The organism is Bacteroidota bacterium (assembly GCA_039821555.1).
Classification (GTDB): Bacteria; Bacteroidota; Rhodothermia; order Rhodothermales; family Rubricoccaceae; genus JBCBEX01.
This window is the reverse complement of sequence record JBCBNX010000004.1, coordinates 390,639-410,787: the sequence shown is the minus strand read 5'-3', so window position 1 is coordinate 410,787 and position 20,149 is coordinate 390,639. Positions and strand designations below refer to the sequence as shown.

Annotated in this window: 14 protein-coding genes; 4 read left to right on the top strand and 10 right to left on the bottom strand. The window is 66.4% G+C overall.

Features of this window, described 5'->3' with window-relative positions; genetic code table 11:
- Positions 1–632 precede the first annotated feature (632 nt).
- Both AAFU51_07615 and AAFU51_07610 read left to right on the top strand, forming a co-directional pair.
- A complete protein-coding gene (locus tag AAFU51_07615; GenBank protein ID MEO1571122.1) occupies positions 633–1,355 on the top strand; it encodes an ABC transporter ATP-binding protein in 723 nt (240 codons plus the stop codon).
- A 179-nt stretch (positions 1,356–1,534) separates the two neighbouring features.
- Positions 1,535–4,102, top strand: a complete 2,568-nt coding sequence (locus AAFU51_07610; protein ID MEO1571121.1) for an FtsX-like permease family protein — start codon at positions 1,535–1,537, stop codon at positions 4,100–4,102.
- A gap of 27 nt (positions 4,103–4,129) precedes the next feature.
- On the opposite strand, the gene AAFU51_07605 is transcribed toward AAFU51_07610, so the two are convergent.
- The 8 genes from AAFU51_07605 to AAFU51_07570 all read right to left on the bottom strand — a co-directional run bounded on the left by AAFU51_07605 (position 4,130) and on the right by AAFU51_07570 (position 12,754).
- Positions 4,130–5,455, bottom strand: a complete 1,326-nt coding sequence (locus AAFU51_07605; protein MEO1571120.1) for a hypothetical protein — start codon at positions 5,453–5,455, stop codon at positions 4,130–4,132.
- Between the two features lie 68 nt (positions 5,456–5,523).
- On the bottom strand, positions 5,524–6,483 hold the full coding sequence (locus tag AAFU51_07600) for a tetratricopeptide repeat protein (protein MEO1571119.1): 960 nt from the start codon (positions 6,481–6,483) through the stop codon (positions 5,524–5,526).
- A 164-nt stretch (positions 6,484–6,647) separates the two neighbouring features.
- The gene (gene gatB, locus AAFU51_07595; GenBank protein ID MEO1571118.1) at positions 6,648–8,141 is read right to left on the bottom strand and encodes an Asp-tRNA(Asn)/Glu-tRNA(Gln) amidotransferase subunit GatB; all 1,494 of its coding nucleotides are present in this window, start codon (positions 8,139–8,141) and stop codon (positions 6,648–6,650) included.
- Between the two features lie 69 nt (positions 8,142–8,210).
- Positions 8,211–8,687 (bottom strand): thioredoxin-dependent thiol peroxidase, encoded by a 477-nt coding sequence (gene bcp, locus AAFU51_07590; protein ID MEO1571117.1) that lies wholly within the window; start codon positions 8,685–8,687, stop codon positions 8,211–8,213.
- A 106-nt stretch (positions 8,688–8,793) separates the two neighbouring features.
- Positions 8,794–9,612 (bottom strand): DUF547 domain-containing protein, encoded by an 819-nt coding sequence (locus tag AAFU51_07585; protein MEO1571116.1) that lies wholly within the window; start codon positions 9,610–9,612, stop codon positions 8,794–8,796.
- Positions 9,613–9,831: 219 nt separating this feature from the next.
- Positions 9,832–10,695, bottom strand: coding sequence for a 5'/3'-nucleotidase SurE (gene surE, locus AAFU51_07580; GenBank protein ID MEO1571115.1), 864 nt, complete (start codon positions 10,693–10,695; stop codon positions 9,832–9,834).
- 439 nt (positions 10,696–11,134) lie between these two features.
- A complete protein-coding gene (locus AAFU51_07575; GenBank protein MEO1571114.1) occupies positions 11,135–11,470 on the bottom strand; it encodes a hypothetical protein in 336 nt (111 codons plus the stop codon).
- Positions 11,471–11,539: 69 nt separating this feature from the next.
- The gene (locus tag AAFU51_07570) at positions 11,540–12,754 is read right to left on the bottom strand and encodes an aminotransferase class I/II-fold pyridoxal phosphate-dependent enzyme (protein MEO1571113.1); all 1,215 of its coding nucleotides are present in this window, start codon (positions 12,752–12,754) and stop codon (positions 11,540–11,542) included.
- Between the two features lie 122 nt (positions 12,755–12,876).
- Here AAFU51_07570 and AAFU51_07565 point away from each other — a divergent pair, with 122 nt between their 5' ends.
- Positions 12,877–14,154, top strand: a complete 1,278-nt coding sequence (locus AAFU51_07565) for an MFS transporter (GenBank protein MEO1571112.1) — start codon at positions 12,877–12,879, stop codon at positions 14,152–14,154.
- On the opposite strand, the gene nth is transcribed toward AAFU51_07565, so the two are convergent.
- Both nth and AAFU51_07555 read right to left on the bottom strand, forming a co-directional pair.
- Positions 14,135–14,998, bottom strand: coding sequence for an endonuclease III (gene nth / locus AAFU51_07560; protein MEO1571111.1), 864 nt, complete (start codon positions 14,996–14,998; stop codon positions 14,135–14,137). The genes AAFU51_07565 and nth overlap by 20 nt on opposite strands.
- 162 nt (positions 14,999–15,160) lie before the next feature.
- The gene (locus AAFU51_07555) at positions 15,161–16,771 is read right to left on the bottom strand and encodes a sodium:solute symporter (protein ID MEO1571110.1); all 1,611 of its coding nucleotides are present in this window, start codon (positions 16,769–16,771) and stop codon (positions 15,161–15,163) included.
- Positions 16,772–17,050: 279 nt separating this feature from the next.
- On the opposite strand from AAFU51_07555, the gene AAFU51_07550 reads away from it, so the two are divergent.
- Positions 17,051–20,122, top strand: a complete 3,072-nt coding sequence (locus AAFU51_07550) for a TonB-dependent receptor (protein MEO1571109.1) — start codon at positions 17,051–17,053, stop codon at positions 20,120–20,122.
- Positions 20,123–20,149: the final 27 nt, after the last annotated feature.

The following is a 20,149-nucleotide window of genomic DNA, read 5'->3' as shown; positions in this document are numbered from 1 at the left end:
CTTCACCTGGCGTGCGCGGTGATCGTGTGGCGGCGTTGCCCTCTCACGTCCGACGACTACCTATTGGGATAGGCTCTAACGCGGCGAGGAAACTGCGAGGGACTATTTCCAAGGCAATGCTTGAATCTGACAACCTGCGACTCAGGCGATTGAACTGGCGCAACTTGTCCTGCTTGACGTAGACGCCATCTCCCTCATCTGCCTCAACGACGTGGTCTTCAGCGAAAGCTGAGTACGCCTCATCGGTCGACCTTTGAACGGCGTTGATCACAATCATGGTCAGAGGCAGAGTGCCAGCCAGACTGTCGATTCGACGGAGGAATCTGTCAAGGACCTCCTTGATCCCGTGCTTGACTTGATCTTTCTCTGACATGCGTTGAGGGTAGGAGTGCGCCTTACATCTTACTAGGCCGGGGCAACAACGCGCAATGCGAGCGATCTCGGCACCATGACGGTGCTTGAGCATGCGTTCCGTTCGGCATAATACACCGCGTCCGCTCTGCGATGAAGCCGACGCGCGACGTACTGCACGCTGCGCCTCGTGGCCGCGCGTGGCTGCCCGAATCCCGCGCCGAGGTAGGGCGTACATCGCCCGCCCTTCTCCTGTGCCCGTCCCACCGCCTCCTCCCCGCATGGCTGTCCTCGAAGCCGACCGCCTCACGAAGACCTTCACCAACGCCGGCCGCGCGCTCACCGTCCTCGACGCGGTCAGCTTCGCCGTGGAGGACGGCGCTACGTGCGCGATCGTCGGGCCGTCAGGCAGCGGCAAGACGACGCTGCTGGGGCTCAGCGCCGGGCTGGACGCGCCCTCGTCGGGCACGGTCCGGCTCGTCGGGCAGGACCTCGGCGCGCTGAGCGAGGACGCCCGCGCGACGCTCCGCCGCGACCACGTCGGCTTCGTCTTCCAGCAGTTCCGCCTCCTCCCCACCCTCACGGCGCGCGAGAACGTGATGGTGCCCCTCGAACTCCAGGGCACGCGCGGCGCAGCAACGGAGGCCGCGACGCTCCTCGACCGCGTCGGCCTCGGCGACCGCCTCGATCACTACCCAACGCAGCTCTCGGGCGGCGAGCAGCAGCGCGTGGCCCTCGCCCGCGCCTTCATCCACCGCCCCCAGATTCTCTTCGCCGACGAGCCCACCGGCAACCTCGACGACGGTACCGGCGCGCGCATCGAGGACCTGCTCTTCGACCTCAACCGCGAGCGCGGCACGGCGCTCGTCGTAGTCACGCACGACCTCCGCCTCGCCGACCGCTGCGAGCAAGTGATCCGTCTCCGGTCGGGACGGGTAGAGGAGCCGGAGAGTCGACGAGACGAGGAGACAGCGAGCCGTTCTGGGCAAATCGTTATGCCTTGAGTCTGCCTTCCCTCTTGTCATGCTGAACTTGATTCAGCATCTCAAAGGTGCCACGTCGCACCTCAACCGTCAGAGATCCTGAAACGAGTTCAGGATGGCACCACTGGGGCCTCCGGAGTCGATTATTGCCCGTAACCCCTCCCAACTCCCAGTCTCTCCCTTTCCCCGTCTCCAAACGCATGTTCATCCTCAACACCGCGTGGCGCGACAGCCGACGGATGCGGCGGCGGCTCTTCCTCTTCGTCGCGTCGATGGCGCTCGGCGTGGCGGCACTCGTGGCAATCCGCTCGTTCGGAGCCAACGTCGAGGCGTCGGTGACAGCGCAGGCGCGCGAGCTGTTCGGGGCCGACCTCGAAATCGAGTCGCGGCAGCCGTTCTCGGACGACAGCGAGGTGCTGATCGACTCCGTGCTCGCGGCGTTTCCAGGGCGGCAAGCTGGGGAGGCCTCGTTCGCATCGATGGCGCTCTTTCCGGCACCGGAACGCGACAGCCTCGCGGGCGGAACGCGGCTCGTGAACGTCCGCGCCATCGAGGGTGCGTTTCCGCTCTACGGCGCTATCGAGACGACGCCCGACGACGCGCTTAGCCGCTTTCAAGAGCAGGACGAGGCGCTCGTGGCGGCGTCGCTCATGCTGCAGTACGGCGTCGAGGTCGGCGACTCCGTGCAGGTTGGGCAGCGGACGTACCGCATCGCGGGGCGCGTGGACGGCGTGACGGGGCAGACCGACATGGCCGAACTCGTCGGGCCGCGCGTCTACCTCCCCTACCAGAACCTCGACCCGGCGCTCCTCACCGCCGGGAGCCGCGTGGACTATGCCCGCTATCTCGCCTTCGACGGCGCTGACGTTGACGAGGCGCTACCGGAGCGTGCCCGTGAGACGTTCGCGGCCAGCTTCCGCGCGCGCAACCTCGACGTCGAGACGCTCGCGAGCGTGGAGCAGGAATGGAGTGAGGCGCTTGGCGACCTCGGGCGCTACCTCGAACTAGTCGGCTTCGTGGCGCTGCTGCTCGGCGGGCTCGGCGTGGCGAGCGCGGTCCACGTCTACATCCGCCAGAAGCTCGACACCGTCGCCACGCTGCGCTGTCTCGGCGCCACAGGCGGGCAAGCGCTCGCCGTCTACGCGCTCCAAGCCGCCGCGATGGGCCTCGCCGGAGCGACGCTCGGCGCGGTGCTGGGCGTGGGCGTACAGTACCTCCTCCCCGCCGTTCTCGGTGCCTTTCTCCCCGTGGACGTGGAGATCGCGCTCGTGTGGCCGGCCGTCTTCCAAGGCCTCGCGGTGGGGCTGGGCGTGGCACTCCTCTTCGCGCTCTTGCCGCTGCTCGCCGTGCGCCGCGTGCCTCCATTGCGTGCCATCCGCTCGGATGCAGTGCCCGTCTCGGCGCGGCGCGATCCGTGGCGCTGGCTCGCGCTCGGCGTGCTCGTGGCGGCGGTTGTGGGGTTTGCGTACGTGCAACTCGGGTCATGGCGCAACGCGGCGTTCTTCGTTGGTGGCACGGCCGCGGCGCTCGGGGCGCTCACGCTCGCGGCGGCGGTGGTGCGCGCGGTGGCGCGGCGGCTCGTCCCGCGCGGGGCGTCGTACACGCTCCGGCAGGGGCTCGCCAACCTCTACCGCCCCGGCAACCAGACGCTCGTGCTGCTGCTCACGCTCGGCCTCGGCACGTTCCTCATCCTCACGCTACTGCTCACCGAGCACGTCCTGCTCGACCGCGTCTCGGTCCCCGACGGCGACGAGCGCCCCGACCTCATCCTCTTCGACATCCAGGCCGACCAGCAGGACGGCATCGCCGCCCTCGTCGAGGAGAACGGCGTCGAGGTGCTGGAGCAGACGCCGCTCGTGACGATGCGGCTGCGCGCCATCGACGGGCGCTCCGTGGAGGAGATCCGCGAGGACTCGGCGGCACTCAACTATGACGCCCGCTGGGCGCTCCGGCACGAGTACCGCTCGACGTACCGCTCGGAACTCACCGACACCGAAGAACTCGTCGAAGGCCGCTTCGTGGGCGAAGTCCCCGCCGACGCCGCGGTCGTGCCGATCACCTTCGAGGACGAACTCGCGCGCGACCTGCGCATCGGCGTCGGCTCGCGGCTGACGTGGGACGTGCAAGGCGTGCCGATGGAGACGGAAATCGCGGGCCTCCGCCGGGTCGACTGGGCGCGCCCGCAGCTCAACTTCTTCGCCGTCTTCCCCGCCGGCCCCCTCGACGACGCGCCGCGCTTCGGGACGCTCACGGCACGGGCAGGCTCCGAGGATGCCTCGGCGCGGGTGCAGCGGGCCGTCGTACGCGCCTACCCGAACGTCTCCGTCGTGGACGTGGGCCTTGTGATCGGCCTCATCGAGCGGGTTCTCGACCGGGTGGCGTTCGTGCTACAGTTTATGGCCTTCTTCTCCATCGGGACGGGCCTGGTGGTGCTCGCCGGGGCGGTCTTGGTGGCGCGGCTCCAGCGCATCCAGGAAGCCGTGCTGCTACGCACCCTGGGCGCGAGCCGCCCGCAGGTGCGCCGCATCTTCGTGGCCGAATACGCGCTGCTCGGCCTCCTCGCGGCCATCACAGGCGGCATCCTCGCGCTCGGGGCGGCCTGGGCCATCGCGCGCTATGCGTTCCTGCTCACCACCTTCGAGATCGGCTGGGCCTCGCTCGTCGGCGTCCTCGTCGGCGTGCCGCTACTCACCGTCGCCATCGGCCTCGCGGGCAGCCGCGGCCTGCTCGAACGCCCCCCGCTCGACGTGCTGCGGAGCGAGGGCTGACTGCCAACGGTACTCGGGTGCGAGCTGCTAAAACAGTCCAAATCGCATCTGGAAGCGGTGGTTCGAGCGGCGGAGCTGACCTGGCAGCCGGCCATCCTCGACGCTGAAAAAGGCGTAGTCAAACTGCGCGAAGCGCGTGTCGATACCGACGCCGAGTGCGGGGTAGCCCTGGGCGTAGCCTGCCCGTGCATGGACGATGTTCACCAACTCGAAGCCCACGCCCAGCCGCCAGTGCGCCCCGAACGGCTGCGTGAACTCTGACGTGGAGCGGCTCGTATAGTCGAGCGCAATCGAGACGCCAGACAGGGCCGAGTTCGCGAGGTCGAGGTCGAGGTCGTAGGCTGCTCCGAGGCGCACGATGGGCGCCGCCGACCGCTCCGCGAACCGGGCCTCCAGTTCCTGGAACTCCAGCGAGTCGGCTGCCGACAGCGGCGAGGCGTCGGTCGGCTCGGACACGCCGAAGAGAATCTCAAACGGCCCGGTTGACTCGGAGTCGTCGAAGGGGATACGCCCGCCCTCGAAGTTCAGATCGACGCCGCCGCCGATCAGGTTGAAGATGGCGAGGCCCGCGTTCACGTTGGGCAACACCTCCTCGTAGTGCGCGCCGATGTCGAGGCCGAGACCGGAGCCGCGGAAGAAATAGAGGCTCTCCGTGTCGTCGAGCGCGTCGATGGGCGACTGCTTGGCCGTGACCTGCCGCCGGATGTAGCGGATCGTGCCGCCGACGGACAGGCCGCCCGTCTGAAACTCGTCGATGGCCGTGCCGGGCACCCGGTAGCCGACGGCGACCGGCAGGATGAACTCGGTCTGCCCGTAGGCGTCGAGCACGGGCACAAGGTCCGGGGAAAACTGCACGCGCGAGTAGCCCTGGAGGTATGCGCCGATGCCCACGTTGACCGGGCCCGCGCGGAAGAAGGCCTGCGGCAGCAAGATCTGCGCGGCCAGCACCGACTCCTCCTCCGCGAGGCCGCGCGCTTGGTCGTAGAGCGCCTCCAATTCGGCGCGGTCGTCCTCGTAGAGGTTTTCGATGCCCGTGTCGATGGCGTCTTGCAGGTCGCCCTGGATAAAATCGAGCTTGTCGAAGATGTCAGGGCTGAAGCCGAACCGGAGGCCGAGCACCTGCAGGTGCAGCCGATCCAGCGGAAGCTGGCCGAGTTGCGCCGGGTTGTACGAGAAGACGAGGTCAGGGTCTATGAGCGCGACGCCCGCGTTGGCCATGCCGAGCGCGGCCATGTCTGCCGGGCGTCCCGTGGCGTCCTGCTCCAAGTCGCCGAAGAGCTGTCCGTAGGCGGGGTGGGCTGCCAACCCGAGGAGGGCAAGCGCAAGGATACAGGCGGTCTTTCGCAACGTCATTCGGTGGACGGCTGGCGTACGACGGGACACAACAAACATCGCAGCAACGGTGGGTCGAGATAGGAGGGCTATTCGGCGCAGGTGGCGAGTTCGCGCTGGATCGAAATCAGCGCCTCGATGGCGTCGACGATCAGTTCGTCGGTGGCCTCCGGGTAGCCGAACAGGTAGGCGCGCAGTTCGACGGCGAGCGTAGCGCGCAGAAACGCCTCAGCCGGATCGCGCGCCGTGCTCGTCACCGCGACGAACGCGAACGGGTTGGTGGCGCAGAAGCTGATGTAAGCGTCCGCCGAGCCGTTCTCCAGGACCCGGTAGAGCGTGACCACATCGTTCTCGCCCCCGTTGAGCGAGGGGATGCGCTCGGTGAACAGCTCGTAGTAGTTGCTCGTGAGTTGGGTGACGGCGTACGTCACGAGCAGCTCGCCGATCTGGAGGTCCGTGAGCCCGTCGACGCGGAGCGCCTCCAGGATCCCATCGCGCCCGTAGGGCCGCAACACCGCAAGTTCTCGGTCCACGACCTCGCACAGGTCCACCGCGCGGAGCTCGCGCTCCAGCGTCGAGAAGCCCTGGCCGTCTGGCGTCTGCGTGAGCAGCGTCCCGATGCTGTCGAGCACCACGGCCGAAGCCTCGATGTTGGCGAACGAGGGAAAGCCGACCGGGTCGAACACTTCGATCGCGCGCACGCCCTGGTTGGGGACCGCGCACGACTGATCCTCCGGCACGCCGATGTCTCGCGTCGGCTCCAAGATCACGTGCTCGGCGGCATCGGCGAGATCGAAGACGCTCAGCGGCGAGGCTGCAAGCAGGGCCGCCGCGAGCTCGAAGCGCAGCGCCTCGCTGTTGGGGTACTCAGCGATAGCCTCGCGCAGCAGGTCGAGGGCGGCATCCACATCGCCGTCCTGGCGCTGTATACGGGCGTCGGTGATGTACTCGTCGAGCGAGCCGCCCTGGTCATAGCTGCAGCCGCTCAGGATAGGCAAGGACGCGAGGAGCGCCCCCAGAACGAGGATGCGATGGAGATACGGAAGCATCGGGGAACCAATTCGATACGAGGGGCGCGCGTGTAGCCGAGTGGGCTGCGTTCGGCAAATGGCAAGCCAAAGCGGTGGCGCGAAGTGTACGGCGTACCCTCCGCGCGTCAAGTCTGTGTAGCAGTTTTTTCCCAAATGCGAGCCGCTTGCCGACGCGCTTGCCGCTACCCTTTGAGCCGTTCGAGCAGCAGCGCGCGGACCCGCTTGGGGTCGGGGGCGCCGGGGAAGGCGCGCATCACTTGGCCGATGAAGAACCCCACGACCTGCTGCTTGCCCGCTCGGAAATCGGCCACTTGTTTGGGGTTGGCGGCGAGAATCTGGTCCACGACAGGAACGAGCGCGTCGTCGTCGGAGACCTGGAGCAGATCGCGCGTCTGGGCGATGGCCTCGGGCGAAGATGCGTCGGTGAGCATCGCGTCGAAGACCTCGGTGGCCGCCGTGCTGCTGAGTTGGTCGTCGAGGCGCATCCGCACGAGCGCCGCCAGCCGCCCCGGCCCGATGGGGAACGCGGCGATGTCGAGCTTCTGCTCCTTAGTCACGCGCAGGACATCGCCCATGACGACGTTGCTGACGGCCTTGGCCTCGTCGGAGGACGGCGTGGCGCGGAGCGCGTCGAGCGTAGCTTCGAAGTAGTCGGCGAGCGCGCGCTCCTCCGTGAGCAACGCCGCGTCGTAGGCGGGCAGGCCGAGCGCGTCGACGTAGCGCGTGCGGCGGGCGGCGGGGAGTTCTGGTATCGCGGCGCGGGCCTCGGCCAGCACGGCGTCCGTGACCACGACCGGTGGAAGGTCAGGGTCGGGGACGTAGCGGTAGTCCATCGCCTCCTCCTTCGAGCGCATGGAGCGCGTCTCCTCCCGGTCGGCGTCCCACAGCCGCGTCTCCTGCACGACGGCCTCGCCGCGTTCGATGAGCGCGATCTGCCGCGCCGCCTCGTGCGCGATGGCCCGCTCGACGCCGCGGATCGAGTTAAGGTTTTTGACCTCGGCCTTCGTCCCCAGTGTGTCGCTCCCGACGGGCCGCACAGAGACATTCGCGTCGCAGCGCAGCGAGCCCTCTTCCATGTTACCGTCGCAGATGCCGAGCCAGCGGACGAGGCGGCGGATCTCCTGGAGGTAGAGCGCGGCCTCACGAGGCGTACGTAGGTCGGGCTCGGAGACGATCTCTAGGAGCGGCACGCCGCAGCGGTTGTGGTCCACGAGCGTAGCCGTCGGGTCGAGGTCGTGGACGAGCCTCCCTGCGTCTTCTTCGAGGTGGATGCGCGTCAGAGCGATGGCGCGCACCTCTCCGGACTCCTCGTCGCGGATGGTGACGTGGCCACCGGAGAGGATCGGCGTCTCGTACTGCGAGATCTGGTAGCCCTTCGGGAGGTCGGGGTAGAAGTAGTGCTTCCGCGCGAGCACCGAGCGCCGCGCGATGGTGCAGTCCAGCGCGAGGCCGAGCAACAGCGTCTCTCCCACCACGGCGGCGTTGAACACCGGCAGCGTGCCCGGATGCCCGAGTGACACCGGGTCGACATGCGTGTTGGGCGGCGCGCCGAACGCAGCCGCATCGGGACTGAACGCCTTCGAGGCGGTCTTGAGCTGCGCGTGGACTTCCAGCCCGATGACGGTTTCGTAGCGCGGTCCTTCGTCCGTTGTCCGTTGTCCTTTGTAGGCAGCCATAGACCAGCGATGCTGTCGAATCTTGAGTCGAGCGTTGTGACACAAGATCCGCACACGGAGCGCTGTCTGCTACGCCTGCGCCGCCTCCCACTTAGCGAGGATCTCCTCGGCGTGCGCGGCGGTCTTCGGGCGCTTGAAGACGTGCACGATGGTACCGTCGCCGTCGACGAGGAACGTGGTGCGCTTCACGCCCATCCGCTTGACGCCATACATGTTTTTCTCGCCGTAGGCCCCGTAGGCTTCCATGATCGCGCGCTCGGTGTCGGCGATGAGCGGAAACGGGAGGTCGTACTTCTCGGTGAAGCGCCCGTGCGAAGCCTCGTCGTCTGCCGATACGCCCACGATGGCGATGCCGGCGTGCTGGAGCGCGGCGTAGTTGTCGCGGAGGTTACAGGCTTGCTTGGTGCAGCCGGGCGTGTCGTCTTTCGGGTAGAAATAGAGCGCGACGGGCTGCCCGGCAAAGTCGCTGAGCGCGACGGTATCGCCGGTGTAGGTGGTCCCGGAGAAGGGCGGTGCGGGCTGGCCCGCTTGTGGCATATCGGCCATGGGAGACGTGCGGTTGGATGGGATGAGAGAAGAGGTGTAAAGATACCACATGCCCCTTCTGCCCGTCCCCATGCGCATTCCCGTGCGGCTCGTCCTACTGCTCGCCTTACTGCTCGTTGAGCGACCAGTCGTAGTCCCCGAACCGCACATCGTAGACGGCGCCTTCGAGGCCATCGCGGGCCGACTCGGGCGCAAACGCGGCTAGGTAGCGCTGCAGCGAGTCGTCAGAGCCGCCGAAGTCGCCCTTGTACCAGTCGAAGATCTTCGAGAAGGTGGCCGTCTCGCCGTCGAAGCGGTTCTTGCTCTCGTCGGCGAGGAAGATGCGCCCCTGTTCGTCGAGTTGCTGGTCAAGCTTCGCGCCGGTGAACGCTTCGGCGCGCAGCGGCGGACAACTGATGGCGGCGCAGATCACCACGAAGTGGATGCGCGGGTCGTTGAACTGCGGGCGGATGATGCCGTGCTCGATCTCGTCGAGCGTGCGGTCCTCGCCGCCTACGTTGGCGAACTTGACCTGGAACGGGCTGTTGACCTTTGGCACGAACGGTCCGCCGGTCACGTCGAGGATACTCTCGGTGGGGTAGTTGTCGAGGACGAGCTTGATCGCGTAGGCGTTGTAGGCGTTGATCCAGAACGCGAGTTGCTCGCTCCGCCCGAGGTTCGACGGGTCGGTCGCAGCGAGGCGTTCGAGGTAGCCGTCTAGCCCTGCACGATCATTGAGCAGCCCGGCATAGTCCACGAGGCCGTTGCGGTCCACGTAGGCCTTCAGGACACGGTCGTAGGCGCTGTGATCGAATGTGTTTTGCGCCTGCACGACCGGCCCCGCGGGGACGACGCGGGTGAACTGCGCGCTGCTGAGGCAGCCGGAGCAGGCAACACCCGTGACCAGCACGGCAAACGCGGCGAGGTGGTGGACGAGGGCAGTCATGGTAGGGCCGAAGGGGCGGGCTGGATGCAGGCGATGTGGTCGAAGTGAGCACCTACCAACGTCGATGCTCGTTCCAACAGACGACCGATGTCCGGCTTGCCTTACGCGGGCCATGTCGATTCGCTGACACGGCTGCAAGACGGCGGCTCTGAGAGGCCGTGTATCGACACTATTGGCTTGACGCACCGCCAACAGCACCACACATTCTCGCCCCTCACCCTATACCTCCGCTTCGTCCTCAGCGCCCACGCGCTCGGTGTCGGCGGCAAGGCCGTTCCAGGTCCACGCGCGGAAGCGGTCGAGGTGCGCGTGCGCGGTGAGGTCGTGCTGGAGCGGCGTCACGGAGACATAGCCATCTTCCACCGCCGACTGGTCGGTGTCGGTGCGCTCGTCGAGGTTGACGAAGCGGCCGCCGAGCCAGTAGTAGGGCCGGTTCATCGGGTCGCGGCGCTCCTCGAACTCCTCCTCCCAGCGCGCCTGCGCCTGGCGGGTCACGCGGATGCCGCGCAGGTCGTCGAAGGGTAGGTCGGGAATGTTCACGTTGAGCAGGATGCCCGGCGGGAGGCCGTGTTCCAGCACCTCCTCGGTGATCTGCCGCGCGATGCGTCCGGCGGCCTCGTAGTCGGAGTTGGGGTCCCAGGCCGTGTGGCTGAACGCGATGGCCGGGATGCCGAGGATCGTCCCCTCGGTAGCGGCGGAGACCGTGCCTGAGTAGATCACGTTGACCGCCGTGTTGGGCCCCTGATTGATGCCGCTCACCACGAGGTCGGGGCGGCGCGGGAGGAGCTTCTGCGCCGCGATCTTGACGCAGTCGGCGGGCGTGCCCGTGACGGCGCGCGCCCAGACGGGGCCGGTCGGGTTGTCGAACGGCCACGGGTGCGCCCGCATCGGGTCGCGCACGGTGATCGCGTGGCCGACGGCGCTCTGCTCCGTGATCGGCGCGACAACGGCGAGCGTGCCTACACCGTCCAACGCCGCCGCGAGCGCTGCGATGCCGTTGGCGTCGATGCCGTCGTCGTTGGAGATCAGGATGAGCGGGCGGTTCGGCTGGAGGTCGAGCGAGACGGCGTCGCGTTGGGCCACGGGGTCAGCAGGTCGGTGATTCAAATGAAACGAGCGCCAACGTCAACGGGGACTAGCGGGCAATGCTCCCGGTGCTTCATCCTGGCCTGTCGCTAGAACGCACCGACCAGTCCTCCCGAAAACCCCACGCTACCCAAGCCTCCCACGGCTCGCTGGCAGCCTGGGCCCACAAACACGACAATCTGCCCCTCGATCCGCGCGCCCAAGCCCGAGTGATCCGCTGAATGTGCTGGTCCCTCCGTTTTCCGCTCCCGGCAGGCCGCTCAGCACTGCTGCATGCGTGTAGGCCAAGGTGGGCTGGACGTGCACGATGGAGGTCACTCTCAGAGGAAGCGTGACCCGAGCACCCAGCACGAACGAGGGTACCACGTCTACGTCCACATCGCCGCTGTCGTCATCCTCTGCCCTCGCCTGGCCATATCCGAGCAGGATGCTTAGGTCAAATGGCTTCCAGCGCCCGGGCGTAGCGGACGCACTTCGATGCCGAGTGCGGTTGAGGTGAGGGAGCCGCTCTCTTCTTCTCTTCGCCCGAGCTTCCATCAACTTCTGTAGCACGGCCAGCGCCGACCTCTATGGCAATCAGCGGCGACAGAGCGATCTGCGTCCCCACGGTCGTGATGCGAAGGTGGTTCCCCTCGTCGTTGTCGAGGGTCGTGCGGGTGAACCCGCCGTAGAGACTGGCGGTGCGGGCGGCATCACTGCGATATACCCGCTGGGACGACGCAGGCAGGAGCCCCGCACTGAACAGGAGAACAACGAAACAGATGACGCGCATGCGCAATGCGCGCAAAAATGGTAGGAAGCAAAAGCATTCCTAACCTATTCGACATTACGCTAGAATCTTCTACGATTCGTTACGCACCCGCTCGGCGAAGCGCCCGATCCGCGTCACGGCCTCCTGCACGTTTTCGAGCGAGTTGGCGTAGGAACAGCGGAGGTAGCCCGCCCCGCTCGGCCCGAACGCGTCACCGGGCACACAGGCGACGCGCTCCTCTTGCAGGAGCCGCTGCGCAAAGTCTTCCGACGAAAGCCCGGTCGAGGTGATGTCGGGGAAGCAGTAGAACGCGCCCTCCGGCTCGAAAGTGGGCAGCCCAGCGGCGTTGAGGCCGTCTACGATGGCGCGGCGGCGGGCGTCGTAGGCCTGGCGCATCGTCTCGACCTGCGGCTGGCACTCCTTGATGGCGGCGACCGCCCCGATCTGTCCCATCGTGGGCGCGCTCATCACGGCGTACTGGTGCGCTTTGTACATCTGCACGAGGATGCCCTCGGGCGCACATGCATAGCCGATGCGCCAGCCAGTCATGGCGTAGTTCTTCGAGAAGCCGCCGAGCAAGATCGTTCGCTCCCGCAGCGCGTCGATGGATGGGAGACACGTGTGGCCAGCCTCGTTCGCGCCGCCGTAGACGAGCCGATCGTAGATCTCGTCGGAGAGCACGAAGAGGTCGTGCTTCACGACTAGGTCGGCGATCTCTTCGAGCTTGTCGCGGCGGAGGACGGCGCCGGTCGGGTTGTTGGGATAGCCGAGGAAGAGCATCTTCGTCTTCGGCGTGATGTAGCGCGCGAGCGTCTCGGCCGTCACCTGGAACTCATCCTCCACGCGTGTCGGGACGTAGACGACCTTCGCGCCCGCGAAACGCGCCGTCGGGCCATACGACACGAAGCACGGCTCGGGGATGAGCACCTCGTCGCCGGGGTCGAGCACGGCGAGCATAGCGAGCAGCATCGCCTCCGAGCAGCCGACCGTGACGAGGGTTTCCTTAGCGGGGTCATAGTCAACGCCGTAGCGCCCGCGGAGGTCGTCGGTGATCGCCTCGCGCAGTTCGAGGAGGCCCGAGTTGGCCGTGTAGCCGGTCTTCCCAGCATCCAACGACGCCTTGGCCGCGTCGATGATGGGCGCGGGCGAGACGAAATCGGGCTCGCCGATGCCGAGCGAGATCACGTTTTCCATCGTGGCTGCGATCTCGAAAAACCGGCGGATGCCGGACGGCGGGACGCTGCGGAGGCGCTCGGACATGCGCCCGGCGAGACGCTGAGCGGTGTCGACGGTCGGGACTTGCATCACGGCGAGGGTTGAGCGGAGGAAGATGGCAGAGCGATGGCACGCAGAAGGTACGCCGCCCGGCGTATGCTTTCCCCTCGTCTAGTGTCCGCCCGTGCCCGTCGGCGACGGCGCCTCCGCTCGTGACCTCTCCCTCGACGCCACCGCCGCTTCCAGACTCGCCCGCCGCGCCGAGACGCAGCGTGGGGGCGCTGCTCGTAACCTATACCCTCTCGTCGCTCGCCGACGGCGTCTACTTCGTGGCGCTGCCGTGGCTCGCGCTGGAGTTGATCGGGTCGGCGGCGGCACTGGGCGGGGTTCTCGCGCTCGCCGCGTTGCCTCGCACGGCGTTCATGGTCGTCGGCGGCGCGTGGGCGGACCGCTTCGCGCCCCAGCGGCTGCTCGCGGCGTCGAGTGCCGCGAGCGCGCTCGTGACAGGGCTCCTCGCAGCGGCGGCGGCGGGCTGGCTGAGCACCCCGGCCCCGTGGATGCTCTATGTGGCAGCGGCGCTCCTCGGCGTCGTGGACGCGGTGGCCTACCCAGCGGCAAGCGCGCTCGTGCCGCGCCTCGTAGCCTCGGAGCGGCTCCATCGCATCAACGGCGTGATGGGCGTGCTGCTTCAGGTCGCCACGTTCGTTGGTCCGGCGGCCGCGGCCGGTGCGCTGGCGTGGGGCGGCAGCGGCGCCGCCTTGCTGCTCAGCGCCGCGCTGTCGATCGCGGCCGTTGCTGCGGCGCTCGTCATCCGCGTCGATCCTGTGGACGCTGAATCAGGCTATCCCGACGAAGAGCCGAGCGATGCCGCTTCGACTGGCACGCTCCGCGCCATCGCCGACGGCTTCGCGTTCGTACGGAGTCGCCCGGTCGTCTTCGCCGTGATCGTGCTGATGGCGGGGCTCAACCTCGGGCTGGCGGGCCCGATCATAGTCGGCGGCGCGGTGCTGGCGGAGTTGCGCTATGGCGGTGCGGAGGTGTTCGGCGCGATCGTCTCGGCGTGGGGCGCAGGCGGCTTGGTCGGTTCGCTCGTAGCCTCGTGGCGTGCTCCCGCCTCACCAGTGGCCTGGACGGTCGCGCTCTCGGGCGTGCTCGGTGTTGCCATGGGACTCTGGGCCCTGCCGATGCCGCTCGTAGCGCTGCTCGCTGTGACGGCTGCGATGGGCCTCGCTGACGGCTGGCTGGAAGTGCATGCCTACACGTGGATCCAGCAGCAGACGCCGCTCGCGATGCAAGGCCGCGTGATGTCACTGACGATGCTCGCGCTCGTCGGCGTAGAACCGGTGTCGCACCTGGTCGGCGGCGTGCTCGCCGAAACGAGCCTACCAGGCCTGTTTTTGGGTGGCGCGGCGCTCACGCTGGTTACCACCGTCGTGGCGGGCTTGGTCATCGCGCGTCACACGCAGACGGCTACACCCGGTAGTCCTTGACCTGCTTGGTCGTCTGCCCGGTCTTCGTGACGAAGCAGTTCATCGAGCCGGAGACGGGGTCGGCGATCTGGCGGACGCCGTAGCGGTCGGTCTTGTAGGCGGGCTCGTCGAAGTAGCGGTCGGACGTGGCGCAGTAATAGGCACCGCGCCTCCGGTCGAGGCCGGGGCGGGGCGCGGGCAGGCGGTGCAGCCGCTCGGCATAGGTGCACACGTAGTCGCCTTGGTGCAATTCGGCGATGACGCAACTGGCGCACTTCGGGCTGCGGGCCGTGCAGGTGTAGCGCCCGTGGAGGATGAACAGGTGGTGTGCCTCGGCCCAGTCGTCTTTGTCGAGCACGCGGCGGAGCCCCTTCTCGACAGCCAGGGGCGTCGTCGCGTCGTTCACGAGTCCGACGCGGTTGGCGACGCGGAAGACGTGCGTGTCGACGGCGATCGCGGGTTCGTCGAAGGCCACGGCGACGACCACGTTGGCGGTCTTGCGCCCCACCCCGGCGAGCGTCGTCAGTTCTTTATGGGTGCGCGGGACTTCGCCGCTGAACTCGTGGACGAGCATCCGGGCGGTCTTGGCGAGCGCCTTCGCTTTGTTGTTCGGGTACGACACCGAGCGGATGTAGGGGAAGATCTCGTCGGCCTCGGCCTTCGCCATCGACTCGGGAGTCGGGTAGGCCGCGAAGAGGTCGGGCGTGACCAGGTTGACGCGCTTGTCGGTGCACTGCGCCGAGAGGATGACCGCGACGAGGAGTTGGAATTCGCTGGCGTATGCGAGCTCCGTCTCCGGGCGCGGGATGCGCTCGCGGAGGCGGTCCAGGGTGACAGCGGCACGGGCCGTTCGCGAAAGTGGCATGGTCGAGTGGCGGGGAGACGGGATGGAAGCGGGTACGACTTGACGCGTAGCGCAGCGTCGGGTTCACCCTTAGCCACCGCCTCAGATTGTTGGTTTCCGTTAACGCAGCGCGGGCGGCGCAGCCGAAGCCACACCGCCCGCATCAGGGTCAAGCGTACGTCCCTACCAGAACATCACGATGATCACGAGGGTCGCGGCGACCAGCACGAGCGACTGGACGCGGTAGTTCTTCCACGCCGGGAGCATCTTGAGGTGCTCCGTCTCAGCGCGCCAGAAGGCCGGGGTCCACGTCAGGCCCTCCGTCTTCACTGCAGGCGGTGGCGCCGTGTTGAGACTGACGATCACCATCGTCACCATGCTGACGATGAGCAGGATCGGCGCGAGGTAGAGGAAGTTGATCGAGTAGACGCCTGTGGCCGTGAGGATCAGGAACCCAATCGCGGTGAGGTGCCCCACGGCCAGGCCGGCGATGGCTCCATGGCCGTTGGCCCTCGACCAGAAGACGCCGAGGATGAACAGGGCGAGCGCGGGCGGCGCCACGTAGGCGAGCGTCGTCTGGAGATAGGACCACAGCGTCTCGAAGCCGATGATCACGGGGCTCCATGCGATCGCGAACACCATACATATAAAGGTCACGATCCGGCCGATGCGCACGAGCGACTGCGACGACGTGTTGGGACGGAATTTCTTGATGAAGTCCATCGTCACGAGCGTCGAGGCCGCGTTGAGCGTCGAGTCGACGGACGACATGATGGCGGCGAGCATGGCCGTGAGCACGAGCGCGCGGAAGCCCGGCGGCAGCAGGTCGAAGAGCAGCGTCGGGAAGACCTGGTCGGCGCGGCCGATGTCGTCGTAGAGCACGCGGGCGAATGCGCCCGGCATCACCATCAGGAAGAGGATCGGGAGCTTGAGGAAGCCGCCGAAGAGCGCGCCCCAGCGGCCGTGGTCGAGGTTCTTCGCACCGAGCACGCGCTGCACCATGAACTGGTTGGTAGTCCAGAAATAGAAGCCGAGCAAAAAGACGCCAGTTATAAGGCCAAGCCAAGGCATCCCGTTCTCCACGTCGAGCGGGTGGATGAGCGAAAGCATGTGCTCCTGGCCGGGCTCCTGCGTGGCGGCCTCGACCGCCGCCCAACCGCCCTCGAAGCCGCCGATGGCATTCCAGGCCATCCATGACACGGCCCCCGCCCCGACGAGCAGCAGCGTGCCCTGGATCGCGTCGGTGTAGACGACCGCCTTCAAACCACCGGCGATGGTGTAGGCCCCGGCAACCAGCGCGAGGATGGTCATCGTGCCCCAAAGCGGGAAGTCCGGGTAGAGCAGTTCCACCACCAATGCGCCTGCAAAAAGCGCGGCTGCCGTGTCGACCACCACCGAGAGGAAGATCGAGATCGCCGAGAAGTAGGTGCGGCTCCGTCCGTCGAAGCGCTTCTCCAGAAACTCCGGCATCGTGTAGATCCCGCTCGACAGGTAGAACGGCAGGAAAAAGAGCACGAACACCACCAGCACGAGGGCGGCCATCCACTCGTAGTTGTAGACCGCCAGCCCGATGCCCCCATAGGCCTCGCCCGCCATCCCAATCATCGACGACGACGACAGGTTGGACGCGAGGAGGCTGATGCCGATCAGACCCCACGTGAGGGAGCGGCCCGCCAGGAAGTAGTCCTCGCCGTCGTCGGTCTTGCGGGAGAAGTAAAGCCCGATGCCGAAGATGAGCAGGGCATAGATCACGACCGCGCCGATGTCGAGCGGGGTGAGGGTGAAGGTGGGCATAGATGAGAGGGTGGACGAAGAAACGGGAAGGGCTTCCGGCTCCGAGAGGGCCGGGTTGCAATCTAAGGGTATCCCGTATATTTTATAGCCCTGAACGTTTTGGACGTTATTACCTCAGCATTACCGCCTAAGACTGTGTGTACGACGCTATGCGCCCCTGCTGTGCCTCGGAAGCGCTTGCATCGCTTCGAGGCGATTCCTACTTTCGCGCGTCTGTAAGCGCTTACCCAGCGCTTGCACCCACCCCGTCTCCTTCCCCAACAATCTCAGCAGGATCTCATGAGTAGGATCGTTACCGCCTTGCTCTTAGCAGGCGCGTTGCTCCTCACCGGAGCCTCTCCGGCTTTTGCCCAACAGTCCGTCAGTGGCGTTGTCACTGACGCCACCACGGGCGACCCGCTCCCCGGTGTGAACATCGTCGTGCAAGGCACCACCACTGGCACGGTCACCAACCTCGATGGCGAGTACGGCCTCACCGTACCCGGCCCCGAGACTGTCCTCGTGTTCTCGTACGTCGGCTACACGACGTTTGAGACCGTCGTCGGGCCCCGCACTGAACTCGACGTGGCGCTCGCAGAGGACGCCGCGCTCATCGACGAAATCGTCGTCGTCGGCTACGGCACCCAGCGTCGCGGCGACGTGACCTCCTCGGTCGCGACCGTCGACGTCGACGACGCCAACGTCGGAGCTGTCACCAACGCCGATGATCTCATCCAAGGCCGCGTCGCGGGTGTCCAGGTGACCCCTAACAACGGTGAGCCGGGCGGTGGCATCAGTATTAAGATTCGTGGTGGTACTTCCATCGCGGCCTCCAACGAGCCGCTCTACGTCATCGATGGCGTGCCCATCGACAACAGTTCCAGTCTACCGGGCGGTGTAGCGGCAGATAACGGAGACACTAGTGCCGGTTCGTCGCGCAACCCGCTCAACCTTCTCAACCCGAATGACATCGAGTCGATTTCGGTGCTGAAGGACGCCTCGGCCACGGCCATCTACGGATCGCGCGGCGCCAACGGTGTCGTCTTGATCACCACAAAAAGCGGCGTAGAGGGCCGCCTTTCTGTCGACTACGAGGGACGCACTTCGGTCGCGAGCGCCGCTAATACGGTCGAGCTCCTTTCAGGCGACGAGTATCGCAGCTTCGTCAACGAGCAGATCACGGCAGGCAATCTCCCCGCGTCGGCCGCCGACAACCTCGGCGATGCCAACTCCGACTTCCTCGATGCGATCCTGCGCTCTGCTGTCTCGCAGCAGCACAACATCTCGTTCTCGAGTGGCACGGCCACCTCGCAGTACCGCGCTTCGGTGAGCTACCTGAATCAGGAGGGTATCGTGGAGTCGTCGGGCCTGGAGCGCATCACGGCGCGTCTCAACGCCGACACGCAGATGCTCGACGGCCGCGTTCGATTGGGGCTCAACCTCACCACGGCGCTCACCGAGGACGACCTCGTCTTCTTCGAAAACACGGCTGGCTTCCAAGGCGGTCTTCTCACGAACGTCTTTGACTTCAACCCGACGCGCCCCATCCGTACCGAGGACGGCGACTTCTTCGAGGTCGGCGGCGCATCCGTACGCAACCCGCTCGGCATCGCCGAGGAGATTGCCGATGACGCTCGTACCACGCGCACGCTTGGCAACGCTTACTTCGAGCTCGATATCATCGAAGGTCTCACGGGCCGTATCAGCCTCGGTGGTGACCGGTCGACCGCCCGGCGTGCCATCTACTTCCCAATCTCGAACCCCCTCGGCGAAGCGAACGGGAATGGCTTGGCTGGCCAGCGCGACCTGCAGCGCACCGCGGTCAACTTCTTCGGTACGCTCAACTACACAAACACGTTTGCCGAGCGCAACAACGTCAGCCTCCTTGGTGGCTACGAGTTCAACGAGTTTGACAACGAGAGCATCGGTATCGAAGCGCAGGGCTTCGTCACGGACGAGACTAGTTCCTACGTAATCGGCTCCGGTAGCACTATCTCCGGGAGTAGCTTCGACCAGACGGGCACCTTCAGCTTCCGCGAGAAGAACCGCCTAATCTCGTTCTTCAGCCGCGCCAACTACAACTACGACGAGAAGTACTACCTCAGCGCTTCGGTTCGCTACGACGGGTCATCGCGCTTCGGCGCCAACAACAGGTGGGCCCTCTTCCCGGCCTTCTCCGCCGCCTGGCGCGTCAGCAACGAGGTGTTCATGGACAACGTGGACTTCATCTCGGACCTGCGTCTTCGTGGTGGCTTCGGCATCGTGGGCAACCAGGAGATTCCGAACTATCTGTCTCTCGCTATCCTCGAGCCGAACTCGGACTTCCGCGCCATCCTCGGCGACGAAATCCAGACGGGCTTCGCACTCCGCCAGCTCGCCAACCCGGACCTGCGCTGGGAAGAGAAGCAGGAGTTCACCATCGGTCTCGACTACGGCTTCATCGATGAGCGCATCGTCGGCTCGATCGAGTTCTACCGGAACGACACCGAAGACCTGCTGCTCGAGGTCACGGTCCCGCAGCCGGCTCCGGTCGCGACGTTCGTGGACAACATCGGCTCGGTGCGCAACACCGGTCTCGACTTTGCTCTCGACTACTACGCGATCGAGAAGGCGGACATGAACCTCCAGTTTGGCCTCGTCTTCAACACCAACGTCAACGAGATCCTCGACCTCGGCGGCCAGGACCAGATCTTCACGGGTTCGGTTTCCGGTCGTGGACAGTCCGGTCAGCAGGCCCTCCTGCTCACGCCAGGCGAGCCGTTCCCGGTCTTCTTCGGCCCTGAGTTCCTCCGGGTCAACGAGGCCGGCGACCAGGTCTTCAACGACTACGACGCCGACGGCAACCTCGTCGGTGAAACCACCGAGCCGGACGCTGGCGACCGCCAGATCATCGGCGACCCACGTCCTGACTTCAGCTACGGCTTCCGCGCCCAGTTCGACTACAAGCAGTTCGGCATCAGCGCGTTCATCCGTGGCGAGCAGGGCCGCGAGCTCTTCAACAATACCGCGCTGGTCTTCGGCAATAAGAGCGCCCTCCCGAACACGAACGTGATCGCGAGCGCCCTCGACACGCCAGACGCCATCAACGAGGAGGCCCGCTTCTCCTCGCGCTGGATCGAAGACGCGTCGTTCATCCGCCTCGACAACATCACGCTCGAGTACCGCCCGGACATCGCGCGCTACGCGCCGTTCGTGCGCAACACCCGCGTGTTCCTCTCGATCGACAACGTGTTCACTATCACGCCGTACGACGGCTTCGACCCGGAGGTGAACACGAACGCCCAGATCGGCCTGATCCCGGCCACGGGCATCGACTACACCAACTACCCGGTCGCGCGCACCTTCACGCTCGGCGTTAATCTCGGCTTCTAGAGTCAGGGCTTCTAAGCCTCGGGCCAC